At 56.3% G+C, this 17,240-nt stretch carries 12 protein-coding genes and 1 pseudogene; all 13 read right to left on the bottom strand.

Annotation, left to right across the window (positions count from 1 at the left end; translation table 11 throughout):
- Window positions 1-309 precede the first annotated feature (309 nt).
- Window positions 310-4,980: a hypothetical protein gene (locus tag AC07O3_RS13225; RefSeq protein ID WP_495339509.1), complete on the bottom strand. Its 4,671-nt coding sequence runs from the start codon at window positions 4,978-4,980 to the stop codon at window positions 310-312.
- Complete coding sequence (locus AC07O3_RS13230; protein ID WP_495339510.1) at window positions 4,977-6,110, bottom strand: hypothetical protein; 1,134 nt, start codon at window positions 6,108-6,110, stop codon at window positions 4,977-4,979. The genes AC07O3_RS13225 and AC07O3_RS13230 overlap by 4 nt, the downstream gene beginning before the upstream one ends.
- A 984-nt stretch (window positions 6,111-7,094) precedes the next feature.
- Window positions 7,095-7,280 carry a hypothetical protein gene (locus tag AC07O3_RS13235; protein WP_495339511.1) on the bottom strand — a complete coding sequence of 62 codons (186 nt, stop codon included), beginning with the start codon at window positions 7,278-7,280 and terminating at the stop codon, window positions 7,095-7,097.
- A gap of 172 nt (window positions 7,281-7,452) precedes the next feature.
- Window positions 7,453-8,235, bottom strand: a complete 783-nt coding sequence (locus AC07O3_RS13240) for a TniQ family protein (protein ID WP_495339512.1) — start codon at window positions 8,233-8,235, stop codon at window positions 7,453-7,455.
- 9 nt (window positions 8,236-8,244) lie between these two features.
- On the bottom strand, window positions 8,245-8,670 hold the full coding sequence (locus AC07O3_RS13245) for a hypothetical protein (protein ID WP_495339635.1): 426 nt from the start codon (window positions 8,668-8,670) through the stop codon (window positions 8,245-8,247).
- A gap of 165 nt (window positions 8,671-8,835) precedes the next feature.
- A pseudogene (locus tag AC07O3_RS13250) lies at window positions 8,836-9,306 on the bottom strand (TniQ family protein); the annotation flags it as partial.
- Window positions 9,206-10,174, bottom strand: coding sequence for a TniB family NTP-binding protein (locus tag AC07O3_RS13255; RefSeq protein WP_495339513.1), 969 nt, complete (start codon window positions 10,172-10,174; stop codon window positions 9,206-9,208). The gene AC07O3_RS13255 and the pseudogene AC07O3_RS13250, both read right to left, overlap by 101 nt.
- Complete coding sequence (locus tag AC07O3_RS13260) at window positions 10,171-12,138, bottom strand: TnsB C-terminal domain-containing protein (protein WP_495339514.1); 1,968 nt, start codon at window positions 12,136-12,138, stop codon at window positions 10,171-10,173. Before AC07O3_RS13260 ends, AC07O3_RS13255 begins: the two co-directional genes overlap by 4 nt.
- Complete coding sequence (locus AC07O3_RS13265; protein WP_495339515.1) at window positions 12,062-12,760, bottom strand: Tn7 transposase TnsA N-terminal domain-containing protein; 699 nt, start codon at window positions 12,758-12,760, stop codon at window positions 12,062-12,064. Before AC07O3_RS13265 ends, AC07O3_RS13260 begins: the two co-directional genes overlap by 77 nt.
- Before the next feature lie 161 nt (window positions 12,761-12,921).
- A complete protein-coding gene (locus AC07O3_RS13270) occupies window positions 12,922-13,221 on the bottom strand; it encodes a hypothetical protein (protein ID WP_495339516.1) in 300 nt (99 codons plus the stop codon).
- A 1,033-nt stretch (window positions 13,222-14,254) separates the two neighbouring features.
- Window positions 14,255-14,956 (bottom strand): RNA ligase family protein, encoded by a 702-nt coding sequence (locus AC07O3_RS13275; RefSeq protein ID WP_495339517.1) that lies wholly within the window; start codon window positions 14,954-14,956, stop codon window positions 14,255-14,257.
- A 9-nt stretch (window positions 14,957-14,965) separates the two neighbouring features.
- Window positions 14,966-15,493, bottom strand: coding sequence for a hypothetical protein (locus AC07O3_RS13280; protein WP_495339518.1), 528 nt, complete (start codon window positions 15,491-15,493; stop codon window positions 14,966-14,968).
- Window positions 15,490-16,779, bottom strand: coding sequence for an AAA family ATPase (locus AC07O3_RS13285; RefSeq protein ID WP_093056598.1), 1,290 nt, complete (start codon window positions 16,777-16,779; stop codon window positions 15,490-15,492). Before AC07O3_RS13285 ends, AC07O3_RS13280 begins: the two co-directional genes overlap by 4 nt.
- Window positions 16,780-17,240: the final 461 nt, after the last annotated feature.

Consider the following 17,240-nt stretch of genomic DNA (forward strand, 5'->3'; position numbering starts at 1 on the left):
GCCTTGCTCAGAGACCTCACGGCATCATCGGATGCAGACCCATCTTCGCACCGTAGGCCTGAAGGCCATTCGATGGTTTATTCCAGAAGGTCAATGAAGTGCGCCACGGTGTTTGTTCGGGTCGTGGCACGCCACGCGGCACTGACCGCAGACCTTTGGTACGGGGTAGAGGTCGAACGCCGCCTATGGGCGAAATTCTGACTACCCCGGGGCGGGGCATGACTGCTCGCCCGCCAATCGCACTATCTAAGCTCGCAATTTATCCGCGGCCGCTTGCATCTTTCAAGCGATTGGAGAATGCCGAAAGGGCTAATAGGACATTTCGCGATCCACAGCAACATCTGAGGTGCCCGCTAGGTCGGCTGGAGCCTCTGCGAAGATATTCTGCTCGAAGTCATAGACGCGTTTGCCTTCAACAATCACCGAATAGCTCGGGAAGCCGTCATGCGCCCCCGCTAGGTGGATGCGCCGCGAATGTGGATTGACAGAGATTTTCATTCGATAGTCTATATCCGGCATGAAGCGTATTCCACTTGCAGTCTGTCCCACCACGAAGATCTTAAAGATGTCATTCGCACTATCGTAGAGGTCGGCCTTGAAGTTGTTTCGGACAGCTTTGAAGGTAAAGGGTCCCAGTTTCGTATCCCCGAGCTTCATGGGAAGTGAACTCAGCGTGCGCGTCTGGCAGTCAAGAATCAGGGTCTGCCGCGACTTTTCCCCGACTTGCACCGCCCCCCCAACGTCACGTATCGCAGTGACAATTTCGATTCGGACCTTTGGCAGCGGTCGCTCGGTGCCCCTCGCATCACCATCAGAATTTCTGCGAAAACGCTTGGGCCACAGAGAGGGCCTCGAATCCGCCTTTACAGGCGGGCGAGTGGGGGCGCCGATGTCGACGCGGGAATCACCTCGACTGACCGAGATCGGCGCGCCCTCCGCTCCGCCACGAGCGATCGCATCACGCACCTCAGGAACGTCGGGGAGTAATGCGTTGTTGTCCCTGCTTGCCATTCCATCAACCATCTTGCGATGAAGATCAGCAGTCAGATCCTGTGCCTGCTGCGTCGTGATCTGACCCTTCTGTGCAGCCTGGGCAATGCTCTTGCCAATGCTTTCGCCGCTGCTGCTGTCGCCACCGCCGCCCATTGGCATCGGAATGCCTGTGTACGCGCTCACGACCATCTTCATCGCATCGATGGCGGCGTCCATGTGCTTCTTTGATAGTTCCGCTCCCAGTTCCCCAAATCTTGTGGTTGCTGCGTACGACTGGGTTAGCGCATCACGCGAATTCTGCTGGGTGCCGGGAAGTCCGGTCATGTCGCGGAAGGCATTCCCATTTGCGATGGCTGCGATAGCCGAAGCAAGCCCGATGGGGTCTGGCGCCACGGGGACGCTACTAGCGACCTGGTTGACGACTGTCGCTGCCGGCATTGGTGTAGGCTGCGCGACAGAAGTGTCTTTGGCGCGAGTCGCAAGCGATATGGTATCTATTGCGGCTGGCTCGTCAGGCAACGGGTGCTCCCAATATCGCCAGTTGCGGCTGTTGTCGATCTTCTCGCATCCGTTACATGAACCCATCACCGACTCTGCGAATACGCCTCGGGTCGGAATGGCGATGCGCGTCGATGGGTTGGGAATGAGTGGGCGATAGCGCGCTAACAGCCAGTCCTCATCCTTGTCCTGTGACCCGGTTCCCTTATCGGCGGCGCGTTCATCGAAGTAGTCGAGGCGAATTCCAGGGGCGACCGGCATGACGATGCAATTGCCCACAATAGCAATCACACGGTTCTCTACGACCGACGCAACACTTCGACCGCCAGCGTTCGGTGCGATGAAGCCATCCAGCAGGATAAATCTGCGGTCTGGGTCCATGTTCCACCAGATTGCCTTGTGATAGAACTCAACGTTTTCGTTCAGATGGCTGAGCAACCGGTTTTTTTCCGCATCACTCTCGACCTTGCGGTCAGCTCTTTCGCCAGGCTGCAAGGGCAATTCAAACTCGAATGCCCTGCTGCCGTCTGCATGCCCAGCCCCGTCCTTCGAGCTCGCTGACATCTGGCTGTGGAAATGCTCTGTCGAGAGAGAAAACGATCCGAATCCTGCGCTGGCCGTGTAGAAGTCGGGTATCGCTGTTGACGTCTTGATGCGGATCTTGGTCATCTCCGCGCGCTTTAACGGGTTGTCCGTGAGCGGAATGCGCGCGGTGAAGTTGACTTGGTGAACTTCGCCGGCTCGATAAGTCGAGCCTAGGCTTGGCACCAAGTTGAGACCGACTTCACGCGAGTCGATAACTGCGAAGACCTTTAGCGACGCAATGAGCTTGCGCGCCAGCGCCGGCGCGATTTTTTCCTCGAAAAACTTTGATCGGTCCGCCTCCTCGACCTGTTTCAACTGATTGAAAAGACTAGGCAGTGGAGAGGCTGGCGGTATGTTCAGTGCGAAGTAATCGGTCCACTTGGTGCTTTCGTCGATCTTGGTGGGAGGGATCGGGAAGTCCAGTACGAGTTCTATGGAAATCGTGATATCCGTCAGGTCATCGTTCGCATATATCGCACTGACCTCAATGCTCTCGCCCACAAGCTGCTCGAGTCCTTGGCGATAACCGGCAGGGAGATACATCTCAATCGCCTGCCGCCAACGTCGCACTTTCAAGCAGTCGAAGGCGGTGATGGGAAGCGGGATGTAAAGACATTCACGAACGGCCTGGAGTTCATGGTCAACGCGGAAATGGCGCAATACCTCGAAATACTGAACCGTGATGGCGTGGCAAGCATTGCGGTTTGCGACTGTCTCGGTGATTGCGCGCGCGGATTCTGACTGGTTGACCTGCTGAACCAGTGTTACCCGCTGGGAGCGAACGGCGTTGGCCGCCTGTATCGTCTGGTCTCGCAGTTTATTGATGAAGCTTGCTGCCAACTGGCGAGTTGAACTCTGACTTGAACTCGACCATGCGCTTGAAGAGCCGCCCGAGCCCCCCCCGAATGCAAAGCCACCTAGAGAGAATCCTCCACCCGCGCTGCGCGAACTACCACCTGAATCCGATCTTCCTGCACTTGTCTCACTGAGTGCTGTATTGACAATCTCGGACACATCTCGCTCACGGCCAACAAAGTTGTCGAGGCTTTCGCGATAGTCTTGGCTGGATTGCATACTCAATTGGTCGCTACGGTCCCAATCGATGACTGCTATGTTCTTCTTTTGCAGAGGGGCGAGCGGCAACGAGTAGCGCAGATCGCCCAGTGAGTAACCGTCGGCTCGCCAGACCTGGGAGACCGTGAGGATGCGTCCGTGGGAAATGGTCAGTGCCTGAGCGACGAGCGGATCCCCGTCCCATTCGACCTGGGATTCCCGCGCAATCGGTGTGCGGAAATTGCAGTCCAGAGTACTGTCGGTCAGGGAAGTCGAGTGATCCTCAGCGTCCGACAACGATTTCTCTACAACATCGCCTCCCCCTGTTAGCAGGCGGCGCCGGACGATCATTGGATCTGTAGTACGAACAACAATGTCCGTCTTGAACTCGTCAAGCGCGCGATTGGATTCACCGAAATCAAGGCCCCTGCAGCTGCAATCTTCGTCTTTGTCGTCGGTCCACTGGATTCTTTTCGCATCGCGGGGCGGCAGCAACAGTGCGCTTTCGACCTGCAGGAGGACTGGCTTTGGAAAAAGATACTGTGGTGTTACTTCGCTCTTTTCAGTGCGCAGTTCAAGCGCCAGAGGAACTGCGAGGCCACTCACCTGAATAAGCGAGTATTTCGATTGCAATGGCCGATCACTGGCATAAGAGAACTCGAAATAGCCGGCTAGGTCTGTTGCGGTGACGGCGAGTGCCTGAGGGACCTGCACTATCGGTACGCTGTCATCCAATTCGTCGCAGCAGCCCTTGAACTCGAATTCCTCCGGTGGGCAACAATCATCTATGAGATGGGGCAATGCGGGTTTGACGTAGATTGCGACAGTGCGCACGCCAAATGGCTGTCCATCAGAGAACCACAAGCGTCCACTGACCGTCGAGACATTCTGTTTGCGCAGGTCCGGCGTCGTGAGCGCCGCACGCAGCTCTCGCGTGGGGGTGATCTCAACTTCAAGATCATCCGATCCGCTTCCGTAGAGCCATTGGGCCAATGTCTGGAAGTCGACCCTCCGGGTGAGCAACTGGCTCCCATCCGGGCCGAACACGTCAAGCCTGGCCCAAGTTCCATACTCAACGGCGTTGTCCGGAAAGCGGCACATTCCTGAAATGTCGAACCCATACGTAATCGCCTCGCCCGCCTCGATTTTGCTCGTGAGCCAACCCATCATCTGAGTGAGCTGGAGGGGAGCTTTGGCTGGACGGTCGGGCTCCGCGGCAGGCGCTGCTGGCATCGCCGGTGATGCGGCTCCATCTGCAGGAGGTGGCATCCCCGCCGGTGGCGCTGCAGGCGATCTGGCACCTTCGACTTTGTTGCGCAACTGGTCAAGGAACTCTTTCCACTGATCTTTCGTAACCTTTCCGAGGTCGAGTTCCGGAAACCGATCCCCCCCCCATTTCTGCATCAGTCTTGAGAGCCGGTCCCATTCGAGGTTGCTTCGTCTGTCCAGCGCAAGATCCTTAACGTCAACCGCCACCGATGCCTTAGGATCGTTGCTTAGCAGGTTCTGTAGCGCCGAGACGATCTTCGCCCCGACTCCAATCGTTCCAGGGATGTTGGAGGCCACCTCGATAAGTTTTCCGAACAGGGCCTTGAGCTTTTCTTCAATCGTGCCGATCAGATTCGTTCCGCTTCGCTCTTCAAAGCTAAGAGCAACGGCAAAAGGGAGTCTCTCGTTTTCCAATACTGCAGTCGTCTCTCCATCTGAGTCCCTTGGGACTTCTGACATAGGTCTGTAGGACCTCGAGAGAAGCTTGAAGATCAAGTCGAACTGCGCCTTGCTAGTGACCTCACCCTCATCGGCGTGATCAACGAACCTGAATTTCCCGACTATCCTTTTTTGGAGGCTCATTTACTTGACTCCTTCACTTGCGTGCTTGCTGACTCTTCGGCTTTGATCAACTGCTGGGAATAACTAAACTTGATGATCGCGCGCCGCATCGGCGAGAGGCAGGCTACAAGCTCGCGCAGGTTGTCTGCACGTTGCGCATATCCTGCGGGTGCCTGCTTGTTTGCTGCCGGCAATGTCTGCCGCGCGCAGGCGGGGTAGATGTCATCCTTGTCAGCCGAACTACACAACACTCGACCGTCGGTGTTCAGCTTGTCGGCAAGATTGATGAGAGGTCGATGCTCAGACGGGACATCGAGATGGTATTTTTCGAAGCACGCGCGCCAGAATGCCGCATCCCCATCGCTGGCTCCCAGCATTTCCGGTTCCTGAGTAGGTATCGGGTCTTTTGCGAACTGCTTGTCGCTAACTGGAGTTTTGACGATTTCCTCGATCAACTTTCGGATGGCTCTGGCGCGAAGTCGTGCAAGTTCGCGATTTTGTTCAACGCCGCCGATGGGATCTGTGTACGCCTCTATGGAGGAGATCTTGATGCCTTCAAACCGCTCAAAGAGATTCCGAAGATCTGCCTGCACCTTATCTTTGTGGGCAGCGCTTTGTGGTTCCGACATGTTGTAGTCAAAAATCAAGTCGGTCAAAAAATCAGCCGTCACAATGCGATCCTTCGGTTCCACAACCGGCGGTTTTCCTGCCGCACCGCATTGGCAGGCGGCCGATCTGGATGCTGCAAGCCACGCGACTAAGGCGGCCAGAAGGAATACAAGGGCCAGAATCGCCGTCAGCCATCGGTATCGGCCCCCGCTCCCCGTACGGTCCGTGCGCCTCATCTCGGCAGCCTGCTCATGCCCAGGGCCAGCCGGCAATTCGGAAGGCCTCCCAAATTCGGCGCTCAATCTCTCCTGCAATGCCTGCAGTTCCTTGGTGTTGCCGCTGCAAAGCAATCGGGCCTGCTCGGGCCAGCTGGAGTAGCGTTCTCTAGAAGGCCGGGATTCCCAGGCAGGAAATGGAAAGCGTTCAATCAGCCGTCCAATACAATCCGGTGTCATCCGCCGAAGCTTTGTGATGCTCGCACATCGCCCAAGGGCCAACATGCATATCGGCGTCAGAAAGAGTATTGGCGATAGCAATCGCATGGTGTCTGTGCGGTCTCGCGCTTCCCTCACTGTGCGATCTGACCGGAAGGTTCGCCAAAGAGAGCAGCCCAGCAATGCCAAGCCGATACCGAGCAATACGGCCCAGAGGACACATACGAGGTGCGTCATTAACCTCAACCCCTTTCGCTATTTCTGAGGATCGAAGGGCGACTGCGTGTAACGAGCCGATTTAGTCGCCGGTAGCGGGGGTTGTCATCCCACAAACAGGGGAAGTCTCTCGGGAATCTCTTTTTGCCATCGGTGCATTTGATATTCACGCGCTTACAAAAAGGGTTTGCACCAATACTGCAAACAGCGGCAGAGAGTACGCCAGCCCGGTATTGATACTTGTCAGCCCTAGCTCAATAGCAAGAGATCGGGGCATTGCCAGACTATGGACTTTCTGACGGCTTTTCATGCGCGCGATCCAGGGCTTAGTGCAAGTGCTCAGTGCCTGCGATCCGCGATCTCGCAACCCGTCATGCCGGTAAGTCCCGGCGTCATGACTGCGGGATGGAAGACCGCAAGGGCCTGCTGGCATCGGCCGTCGGCTGGGCGAGACTGGTGGCGCCCCCGGTCGACTGCGTCGACCACGATTCGGCTGGAAACCTAAAGCGGCTCTGCATCCGTCTAGATACTGCGCTTATTCCACTGCACAGCGCTGTGCGTAGCAACTTTCGCAGTCGCCCTCTTCTTGATCGCGTCGGGGAGCACTTCCAACGCGGTTGGAATCTCGCACGCATCGCCAATCTGCATCCGTCATGGGCAGGGGCGACCGTCAGGTCGATGACAGGCCATTCGGGTGCAACGCCAGTGAACAACGGCTCGCTCTGCACGCGAGCTGCCCAGTCGCAGATCGATCAACATTAACTCACGCTCGACGCTTTGATCAGGCCGCAGGCAGATTCGCCTTCCACCACATTGAGGGATTCGGCGGAGCAAGTAAAGATTACCCCGACCAGTCTTCGATCTCTTCGGGTCATTTCACGTTTTCCGTAGATCCACAGACTCCAGCCTCTCATCGGGAAATTGTCTGTACACAACACCTTCAATGACCACGGCCTTCGGCAAACCCAGCTTCGCTCTCACCGCGGCGACCTTTGCAAGACTTTCCTTCAGGCGGCGAGCGAATTCAGGAGTTTGCGTCAGTTGAAGCACTGACTTTTCCATGATGATTTTCCTTTCTCTGCCTCTGGCAGCACGGTATGCGATCCTTACTCATCTTGCAACTGCAAGGGCTGCACGGTCAGTCCGCTCGTGCCAGAGCTTCATGGCTGCTGGTCATACCTCGTAGTCAATCCCTTCGATGCATACAGATTACCGGTGGATAGGTGATCGAGAGTTAGAAATCCTGCCACTCCCCAGCATCAAGCAACTCTCGTTGCCGAATCGCGTTCGGACTCAACGAGTCACCTGAAGCGAGTAGCTGCATTTTTTCCATCAGCGGCAACTCCTTCGCAATCCGAACCGTCTTCCCTACTAGGTTCGTCATATACCCATGGGCAATCGCCGAAACAAATGCGCAGCCGTTTTGTAGCTGGACTTCCTGCAAAGGAGACAACACCGAGGGTGGTAGCTGATCCACATAGATCGGAGTAACACGCCACAACAGCTCGGAACAACAAAGACACTGGCTCATGAAAGTAATCCCATTACCGTCGGCGCCGCCTTGCTCCATCCTCACTGGCAAGCAGATTGGGGTTTGACACTCCCAACACTCATCCTCCATCAAACATCGGTGCTTGAAACATAGACGCCAGGGATCGAAACGCCAATGAACGGGGAAGTACGGCGTCTGCTGATCTTCGAAACATCTAGGGCAAAACCGATAACGCGAACGACCGCGTTCCGACCAGAGTGCTGGCCTTACCAGGCGCAGCGCCGAACCGACTCTGAGCATGCGGCAGGGGAAGTCGAAAACCCCAAGGCGCAGACCGCAACGCACTTCAATCTGACGGGTCTTCAGATTGCAAAAACCGGAGTCCATGTCACGGCGATAGGGGATCTCCAACCATCTGCATAGATCGTGGAGCGACAGCGCTTGGCTGGCGGCCGCTCTGCTGAGCCAAGAAGAAGGAGACTCGTCAAATGCCGGTTCGCACACACCAAAGAGTTCTTGCTTCACATCCGGCCTTCAGAACAAGGAGCGCTGGCTCAGCTGCCCCCGAAGACTTCCAAATCGTCCGGCGAACTTCTGGTCAAAGACGGCTTCAGCCAGAAGATGCGCTACTTGTCGATCCGGATGAGAAACGTGATCAAGCGCGATGCTCTCCAAGCCACCCTCCCAGACCACTGACGCCAGTTGCTCGAGCTCGTCGCCCGGATGAGTCACTGTCCACTGAAGGCGCATCAAACCTTTTTCAACGATTCTCTTCCACAAGATGGAAGGTGCCTGCTGAAGCGTAGCCACTTTGAATGGAGTCAGCGGACGATCGATCGCCCCCATCGCCGTCAGGATTCGTAGACACCCATCCAGAGAAACATGACTCCACCATGAGGGGAGGATTTCTTGGCACTCACGACCGGCGTTCGGTATCGGACGTTCGCCGCCGATGGCCATAGAAATGCGCCGTGAAACAAGGAGAACTGGAGCCCTCTTTTCAGGACAAAGGGGATCGATCGAACTGATATACGCCCCGCAAATGCAGACGTCTATCGCCGGTCGACTCCATGTCAGACGACGTTGGCACGACGCGCATCGGTCGACCATCGGAGTCATGTGCTCTTCGCAAACGGTATAGCAGCTGAAATCCCAGGAAGCGCGACAGTATCCCGTTGCGTGAAGACATTCAGGACAAACCTGCGGGCGCGCAAATCGCTGTTGTGCTCGACTCAAAGAGAGCGTTCCAAAGTACCTCGTTGCCGCATGTCCATGGATATGGCCAGTATCTGGCAGACGATCTGCCAGATACTGGGCCGAAACATCGACCAGCGAAGCCAAGGCCCCAGCATCCGTTGATCGAAACGGGCGCGGCTGCAAAATGTTGAGACGATTCCGCAACCAAGACATGGTCGCTAGATTTGCGGAAGCGATACGAAGCAGGAGACTCATTCCTGATTCGTCAGGTCCGGGCTCTCTAGTAACCGGCAAGCTATCACGCATGAGCGTACGGGCATTGCAACTCAGACGCGCCACCAAACACGGCTCGGAAAGCCTGTGCTGCATGCGATTCCAACAAGGTCTGCGTGCCCTCATTGGCAACACAAAGACAGCACTCCGTGACAAAGCGTTTGAACCTTCGTACATTTCCTTCCGCAACGCGATGCAGCGTCTTGAGTCCCCCATTACTGAGGAACAAACGGAGATCGAACCCGCGGCATTGCCGCAGAAACGCACTCGCGAATTTCACCCACTCATCGTTATAGGGAAAATTGTCCAAGCGCTCATGAGTAGTAAGACGACTGGCGAGTGCAGGATCAGTCTGCTCAAGATGCGCAAGCCGTTCCGATCCGATCAGCACAACCCCTATACAGGTTTCATCAATCACCTCGCAGATGTAGTCAGTTGCGGACGTGCCATCGTCCTTTGCGGAGGTCAGCCGCCGATTCGGTGAGTGCAGCAAATTGGATGCTTCGTCGATACCGATCAGCCGAGTCTTCTTTTGTCGAATCGCCTCTTTTGTGATGTTGACGCGCGGCTCCAACGTGTCGCTTCCGACCCTTCGGATCGGATAGCCGTAGCAGCGCAAAACCGCCCCTACAAGCTGCGCCGCAGTAGCGTTCTTCTTGGCACGAACCGCAAGCACTCCGAGTTCGCCACCAAAAAGTGATTTCTTGGGCAAGGACGCCTTGAAGTACCGAAAGACTGAGGATTTCCCCGTCCCCACTGGACCCTCAAGGTACATCCCCTGGGGCATTGACGTTTCCCTTGCAAGCTCATAGACGCGGTTCACAGCGTTGACCGCGCGCATGAATTGGGCATGGGCGACGAAGATCTCATCGATTGGCAAGGCCGCCTTCAAGGCTTCTATGGAGTAAGTCTTGTAGCGACGTTCCAGGGCCTGACGATCCTCGATTTCGTAGTCGGTGAGGTCTGTTTCGACCGCGGGCTCCACCACCCTCATAGCGACCTCATCCGAAAACCCTCGTACGAAGGCGTGTCGGGCGTCGCGATACAGACCTCCTCCGGCGCAACGATCTGCGATGCGGCCATGGGCGATTGGAATCCAGTCGTCTCGGCCAGCACGATCTGATTGGAGGACAGTCCCGAGAACTTCGCGGCGGTACGTAGATCTTGACGACGATTTCGCCGCACAAGGGGATTCATCCAGAGCTCGTGGAGCTCTTGCTTCGCACGCATCAGCTGCTCTTGGCCGCCTCCAGCCACATGCTTTTCGCGTGCATGCTTGCGAATGAGCTTGTGCTGAACCCATGACAGGCCGTTGGTGTATTCACGCCGCAAGCTCGGCAGCACCAGCCATTCATCGCTTCGCGGATGCTTCATGTACACGTACGAAAGGTCGTCCGGATTCCACTTCACTAGTGTTTCGAACTTGCTGTTGATGGCCTTTTTTAGATCCAAGAGTTCGCGACTGGAATAGTTGAGACCATGGAAATCAACCCCGCCCTGAGCCACTGTCAGTTGCTTGCTCATCGCGGCAATCATGTCGAGTTGCTTGTTGGAACTTAGAAACGTGGGCGGCGGCAGCAAATCTATGCCTTCCTTGAAGAGTTCGAAAGGAGTCTGCAGTCGCCGACTGTTGAGCTCAAACGGATAGACATCAACGACAAAGCGAATCAGTCCAGTGACAAGATCACTGAAAGTAATGCAAGCGTCCGTGGATGGGTCAAGCCGCGACTCGTTGCTCTTCGGCTTGTGCACACGGCCGTTCGCCAAGGAAAAGTGATCCAGGTTCGCAAAGAAGCGCTCGACCTTGGGTTTGAGCCAAGGTGTACGCACCCTGCAGTACTCCAGATCGGTGCCGAGTTCCCATGAGGCAAGCTCAAATTGAGGTGAGTGGAATTCCAAGCCGTTGTCCAGAACGTAGGTCTCCCCGATCCCGAAGGCGATCCAGGGTTGTTTGGCGCCGGCCGCCTTGGCGAACTCGTCTTTCGGCTGGATCGCGTTCTTGATGACATTCAAGACCGACGTCAGGCCTGGGCCGTAAAAGCTGACGTATATCCCGACGACGTACCCGCTGAATGCGTCGACGATGATGGTTAACGTCGGGCGCCCGAGTGGCAGTCCGGTTCGGTCACAGATCACCACCCAATTCAGCGGCGTGTGATCACATTCCAGCCTTTGAAGCGGCCGCACCGCAGTCACACCCTCGACGCTGGTCCGGAACTGAGCCCGTGCATAGGCCACCCCGTATCGCGCACGGTCGCGATCGTAGGGGGACAGCTCTGCCAAACGCCTGCTGACGGTCGAGAGACTCACCTTCGCTTGGTCTGCCAGGATCTTTCCTTGCTTGACCTTGTTATCAAGTTCGATGCGGATCTGATCGAGCGTGTGACGCAGGGTGTGCCGGGCACGGGTCAGATAGACCGTCCGCAGCTTTTTTTCGATGATCTCCTCAACCAGCGTCAATAGAGATCGTTGACGAAGACGGTGACGGTTGCCCGACAACAGCGCCGCGGGATTCATTTGCGAGAGTTCGAAGCATCGCATCCAGCTGAGCACTGTGGACGTCCCCGGCGGCGTCTCGTCCTGTAGTTTCGTGGCGATTTCTTTAATGGCGTTGCCAACCTTGCTGCGCTGCCCACGCGTCAATAGGCGTTTTCTCAATGCCCTCACGTAGCTCATGCGTCTTTCCAACTGCGCTCGGTCCTTCTGGCTCAAGCTGGACAAGTCGACGACTACCCGCCGCGGCCGCCGATCTGCAGCCTGCGGCGCTTCTTCAGCCAGAACCGGTGTCAGCTGTCCAGCCTGAAGCATCGAGTGAAAATTGGCGAGCGTGAATGTGGTCACCAAACGCGTCAGTTGGTCCTCGAACTGAATCTTGTTGCCCTCAAGCGAGCGGACCAACTCGAGCGTGCGGCTCCCACGGCGAACAACCAAACCAGGTTCCAAACTGAGCAACGACATTGCTGATCTCCTGAGTGGGGGCGAAAACGAGGTCGTCCTTGCTGAGCAGCAGTTGGCGACCGGTGACGATGCGACGTTGGGCGATGGCATGAAAAACGACCTCTTGCGTGGCCGCGCAGTGCTTCATGACTGCGCTAATCGAGACACCCGCCGGCTTGTTTGCGACGAACGCTGCAACAGCGTCGATCAATCCCTCTTTCGGCTGCAGCACGGCGTAGCGCCTCAACAGGGCCGCACGCTCGGCACGCCGCTGTCCCTCGATCTGCCCCTGGTGGACAACGAAGAAAGCTCGACCGTCCGCCGCCAAGCGCCGTGTGATCTCGTCGAAACGCTCTCTGAGAGCGGGAATTCGTTCAGAGCGTTTGACCTCCACGACAGCGCTCTGCCCGTTGACAAAGGCCAGCAGAAAGTCCGGCGTATAGCTTCGGCTGCCACTCAGGCTCAAGGTGAAAGGCTGGTGCCGGATGCTGCGAACAAGCGGCGAGAGCATTGTGCGCAGCACAAAATGCTTCTCTAGGCGGCTTTCATGATGAATGGCAGTGGATTGAAACCATCTGCAATTGAGGATGCCGACCATACGCTTCGGTGAGCGCGTGACTACCTCGCGACTGGGACGTTTCATATGTATCTCTCCAATTCGGCCCGCTGATAAAACAGGCAACAGGAAGACTTGACGCGGCCTTCAGCTGGGGAGATACTTTCCTAAAGGGCCTCAAATCCTTAGGCAGTTCTCACCGGCTGCTGGCTGCGCCGATTTCTCGAAAGGGGAGTCGGCGTTTTGCTTTACATGGTCGAACCCTCCTCGACAGCATCTGTCGCAAGTGTGGCTAGATAGGCAGCCACATCAACGGTGGCCAAGAACCCTACGCGCCGTCCCGGCGGCCGGATAAGGCGAAGCGGCAGGCGCCCCTTCAGGATCGCGCGATTAAATGAATCTCTAGTTGGAAAATGCAGCAGCTTCCAGGCGTCTTCAACCGGAAGCAACGGTCCGAATTGATCAAACAGTCGATTGAAGGTCAATACCTCAATCACTGACGCCGGTGACGGAGCCTCATCTGTGGAATGAAAATCGTGGTGCTTCACAGCACCCAAGTATTTCTGAAATTCGACGGACCAGCAAGGACTACGCATCAATATCGGTGTAATTTCAACGTCTCCGGTGCTCGCCTTTCATCACGCCAAGCAATTACTTGATTTATTTAGATTTCGCTTAACTTAGGCCTCCGAGATTTTGAGCTTTTGCTTTCTAAATCAATCCAAAATTAATAGCTCTCTTGAATTTTATTTAGCATTCACTAAATACCTCTCGAATCTACGGAGGCCCCTGCTCACGCGAGGACCCATCCACCTCTTGCGAAGCGGCATCCGGAGCCGCCCTGGAACTCCGATCGAACTAGGCATCGCTGTACGCAGGAAGGAGAATTCGCTCATGCCCCCTCCGACGAAGCCCCTTTGGACCCAGGAACAAGCTATCGCCTTCGAAAGTGCTCGCGAGTGCATCACTGACTTGGCCGGCATCTACACGGGTCTGATCGAAGATGCGAGACGGCAAGCTCTCCCCGATGAAGTTCGGATTCAGTCGTTGCGGGCTCGGCGTTCTGCGTTGGTGCAAGAGCGCGCCGAACTGCGCCTCCAAGATGGAGAGAGGATCGCGGAAGTCCGTCAGGAGTATGGGGAGCAGATCAAGGTGTTTCGAGCGAACTGCTCCTGACCCAGCTGTTCGATAAGCCTCCACAGAAGCGAACCCGGCTGACAACCTGAGCTACTGCTGAACACGTGTGACTTTTAGCAAGACTCCGCGGGGCCTCCGCGCGCGGACTTCGCGTCATTCGCGGTCCTCGCGTATTGCCACTGAAACCTCGCTGCTTCTAGGTGCTCACCAGTCGAGATCGGGCTCCGATGGAGCCTTCGGGCCTGTCGGACCGGATTTCCGCTCTGCAGCCAGAGCAGAAGCTCACCGATGTTCACTCGGCTGCCCGCTCAGCGTGCGATTGCGGACGTCAAATTCGATCCGGTAAGCCTACATATCTAGAAATCCTCAAGGGCGACGTGGCTCGGCCGCGCGCCTATGGCCTGCCAGCGGGTATGCCTCGCTCAAGATGTAAGGCTTCGGCGCTCATGCCTGTACTTCTCTCGAGAAGCCCATCTGGTTCCACTCGATCGCGCGCTTGCGCCAATGCGTACCAATGGCTTGGGTAAAGTGTTTGCTGACCAGCTTAGCCCGAGCCTCGCACCATTGGGCTGATTCTCGGCGAACCACTACCCCCTCCAGCGGTCCTTTGCGGTAGCGGCTGGTCGCGGTGGCGACTAGTTGCTTTAACTCCGATACCGAAGTCTTATCGCATACTAGTTGGGGCACGGTTACTAGTCCCGCGATGGAAGCTAGAGTATTGCGTCGTTTCGTGTTCCAGAAATTCCCAGCCGCGCGGTCGTACACGTCAAACAGCAGAAACCAGTCGGGCAGAGCGACATAGTCAAGCGAATGGCGTGCGGCGCACCACTCGCCAAACAGAATCAAGTCGGGCTTGAGAACGGAATGCAGTGCTTCGCCATGTTGCAACAGCCATGCGGGCAGGCGGGCAAACTGACCAGCGTAAGGTTCGGCCAGATACTGGCCACGATTTTGCGCTCGTAGAACGCCACTGGCGTCGAGAGAGAAGCCCAAGTTCGCTCCATCAAGCTTTTCTTCCACCACCACCACACCCGCAAGCAGCTCTTGGATCTCGATAGGTGACAACACCTTGTCATCACGCGGCGCATCCTTGCCTAGCCAAGCCAAGTGCGGCGTGTGGGGAAAGCGGAAGAAGTCGGTCGTCAATTTAAAACTCTATCTTTGCTGCTTCTCGGCATGCTTCTGGCGTGACCAATCCTCAATGATTGGCTCCAGCAACACTTCATGCTGCGCTAAATGAATTTCCCAATCGTGCCAGTCAGTGTCGCCGGCAAATGCAACGCATCCCTCGCCATAAAGTATGTTTGCTGCTATTGCGGCCGCCACCATCTTCCTGTCCGCAGCGTCATGGATGACTGGCGTCAATACATCGGGCAAGACACCATAACCATCGACATCGAAATCCACCGGTACAACGTCGACTTCGGACATACCCCATTTGTGCATGACCATTTGGATGCCGAAATCGTTGAACCCGAGCTTGTTCTCGTACTCTTCAAAGATCTTTCCTGCGTCATCTAGGACTAAGCGAGATTCGCTCTGCTGAAACTGGCTCAGCCAATTCCATACTACGAGCCGTAGCGCGGGGTCAGGTGGTGTGGCGTCAATGTCGTTGGGGTGGGTGGGGTCTGCCGCGCTAGCGGCAATCAACACGTTGGTATCAACTACATAACGTGCCCTCATGCCCTCGCGCCCCGCTGACGCTCGAACATCAATTTAGCCTGTTCACGGGTTTCCCCAAGCGCGTCACCAAAAAACCCCTCCGGCCAATTCTTCACGCGGCCAAATTCATCTAACAATAGCTCGCGAAGCTTTGCCGCCTTGCGGTCGCGCTCAACGAAGTACATGGCAACCTGATCTGGCTTCACTTGCTGCTTGGCAATGAGGGTTTGCATGCGACGGAACAGATGTTCGGAGTGCGTTTCGACGACGAACTGCACCTTCCGTTGCCGACTGATCGTCACAAACAGTTCAGCCAAAACAGACTGCGCCAACGGGTGCAGGTGAATTTCAGGCTCTTCCAACATGATGGTGCTGCCAGCTGGCGCGAAGTGCGCCACGACAAGAACAGGCAACACTTGCGACACGCCAATCCCCACATCACGGAGGTTGCAAGCTGCTCCATCACGATGAACGATGAGCTCGTAGCGGTTAGACCGCCCCTGCTGACGAACTTCAAGGCTGTCAGCCAGCTTCATTTTCGCCAACCAGGAAGACACCCCCTGAACGACGTAGTTCTGCTCGTCACCTTTTAGCAAGGCACTGGCCAGCAGCGCATCGATTGCGCTACGCCCGTCAATGCCCACATCGCCGGGCTTTGTCTTGTTCCAAGGGTAGTCCCGTTCCGGTTTCCGCCGCAAAGGTCCCAAGTAGCTGATCGCCTCAAGTTCACGCCGAATGGCTAAGCTGAGGTCTTCGACGATAGGTCCATCTTGATTAAGGTCCGCAATCGCGTCCGCAGAAAAGGCAATTGATCGCTCCGGCGCATAGTTACGGCCTTTGAACCTAGGTTGCACCTCTTCGTCCACCATGATCGAGAAGGCGCCTTTGTCACGGCGTATTGCCCTGAACCGGCGAGAGTCGGTTCGCAGGTCTAATGTCTGAATTGCCACGCTGCCCGAGGAAGTTTGGCCATACGTGCAATCAAATTGCCCAGCGCTAACCCGGCCGCTGTCTCCCCTGCCTCGGAAGTCGAACCCGATTGAAAACTGACGCGGGCTTTCGGCGGCCTGATTTAACACGTCGTCGAACCCACCAAAGTTGAACAAATCGTTAACTTCGTCGCCTCCGAGGTTGAGGTGAACGGTTCGATCAGGTGATCGAACCGTTTGCTTGAGCAACAAAAGGCTTTGGATCAGCGTTGATTTGCCCGATGAGTTTGTGCCTAGCAACATCGTTACGGGCTTCAAATCGATAGGGGGAGGACTCTCCCAAGCCTTGAAGTTTGTCAGTCGCAGTTGCATAAACATCAGTTTGATTTCCCCGTTTTAGCCCCTCAACGCCCGCACCTTACGGGAAATGAATCAAACGGCGCCTTGCACCTGCTCGAGGACTGTTTGTAAGCGCCATTATTGTCGAACCCCATGATCGCGCTGATTCCTCCCGACATCGCGTTCCCAGTGCCCATCTCTTGTGCACCGCAGATTAGCTTTGTCTTCCGGTCGTTCTGCCGTCATCGCGCATTTCGAGACAGCCGCCGCGGCCTGGTTTCGGCGGTGAACGCAGCGGCTATCCTCAGCGTGAGGAAGTCCTCGACCTTCGAAGCGGTGGGTAAAACAGCAAGGCCTTCAGCCACCGCGAGGGCACAGGCTTCGGCTGAGAGAGGCATGCCTAAATTCTCGCAAGCCAATTGGCGAGGCGCCGGCCGGCCCGGGTCATCCCGAAATCCGCCGCGAGGGCTGCCAAAAAGATCTGATGCCGCGTGTATGTA

The sequence above is a fragment of the Variovorax sp. GW821-FHT09D05 genome (assembly GCF_059416325.1).

Bases quoted from the DNA above. Each gene is read 5' to 3' on its own strand.
- AC07O3_RS13245 (WP_495339635.1), bottom strand. From the start codon at position 8,670: ATGGCCATCGGCGGCGAACGTCCGATACCGAACGCCGGTCGTGAGTGC.
- AC07O3_RS13265 (WP_495339515.1), bottom strand. From the start codon at position 12,760: ATGAAACGTCCCAGTCGCGAGGTAGTCACGCGCTCACCGAAGCGTATG.
- AC07O3_RS13280 (WP_495339518.1), bottom strand. From the start codon at position 15,493: ATGAGGGCACGTTATGTAGTTGATACCAACGTGTTGATTGCCGCTAGC.
- AC07O3_RS13260 (WP_495339514.1), bottom strand. From the start codon at position 12,138: ATGTCGTTGCTCAGTTTGGAACCTGGTTTGGTTGTTCGCCGTGGGAGC.
- AC07O3_RS13230 (WP_495339510.1), bottom strand. From the start codon at position 6,110: ATGCGATTGCTATCGCCAATACTCTTTCTGACGCCGATATGCATGTTG.
- AC07O3_RS13235 (WP_495339511.1), bottom strand. From the start codon at position 7,280: ATGGAAAAGTCAGTGCTTCAACTGACGCAAACTCCTGAATTCGCTCGC.
- AC07O3_RS13225 (WP_495339509.1), bottom strand. From the start codon at position 4,980: ATGAGCCTCCAAAAAAGGATAGTCGGGAAATTCAGGTTCGTTGATCAC.
- AC07O3_RS13255 (WP_495339513.1), bottom strand. From the start codon at position 10,174: ATGAGGGTGGTGGAGCCCGCGGTCGAAACAGACCTCACCGACTACGAA.
- AC07O3_RS13285 (WP_093056598.1), bottom strand. From the start codon at position 16,779: ATGTTTATGCAACTGCGACTGACAAACTTCAAGGCTTGGGAGAGTCCT.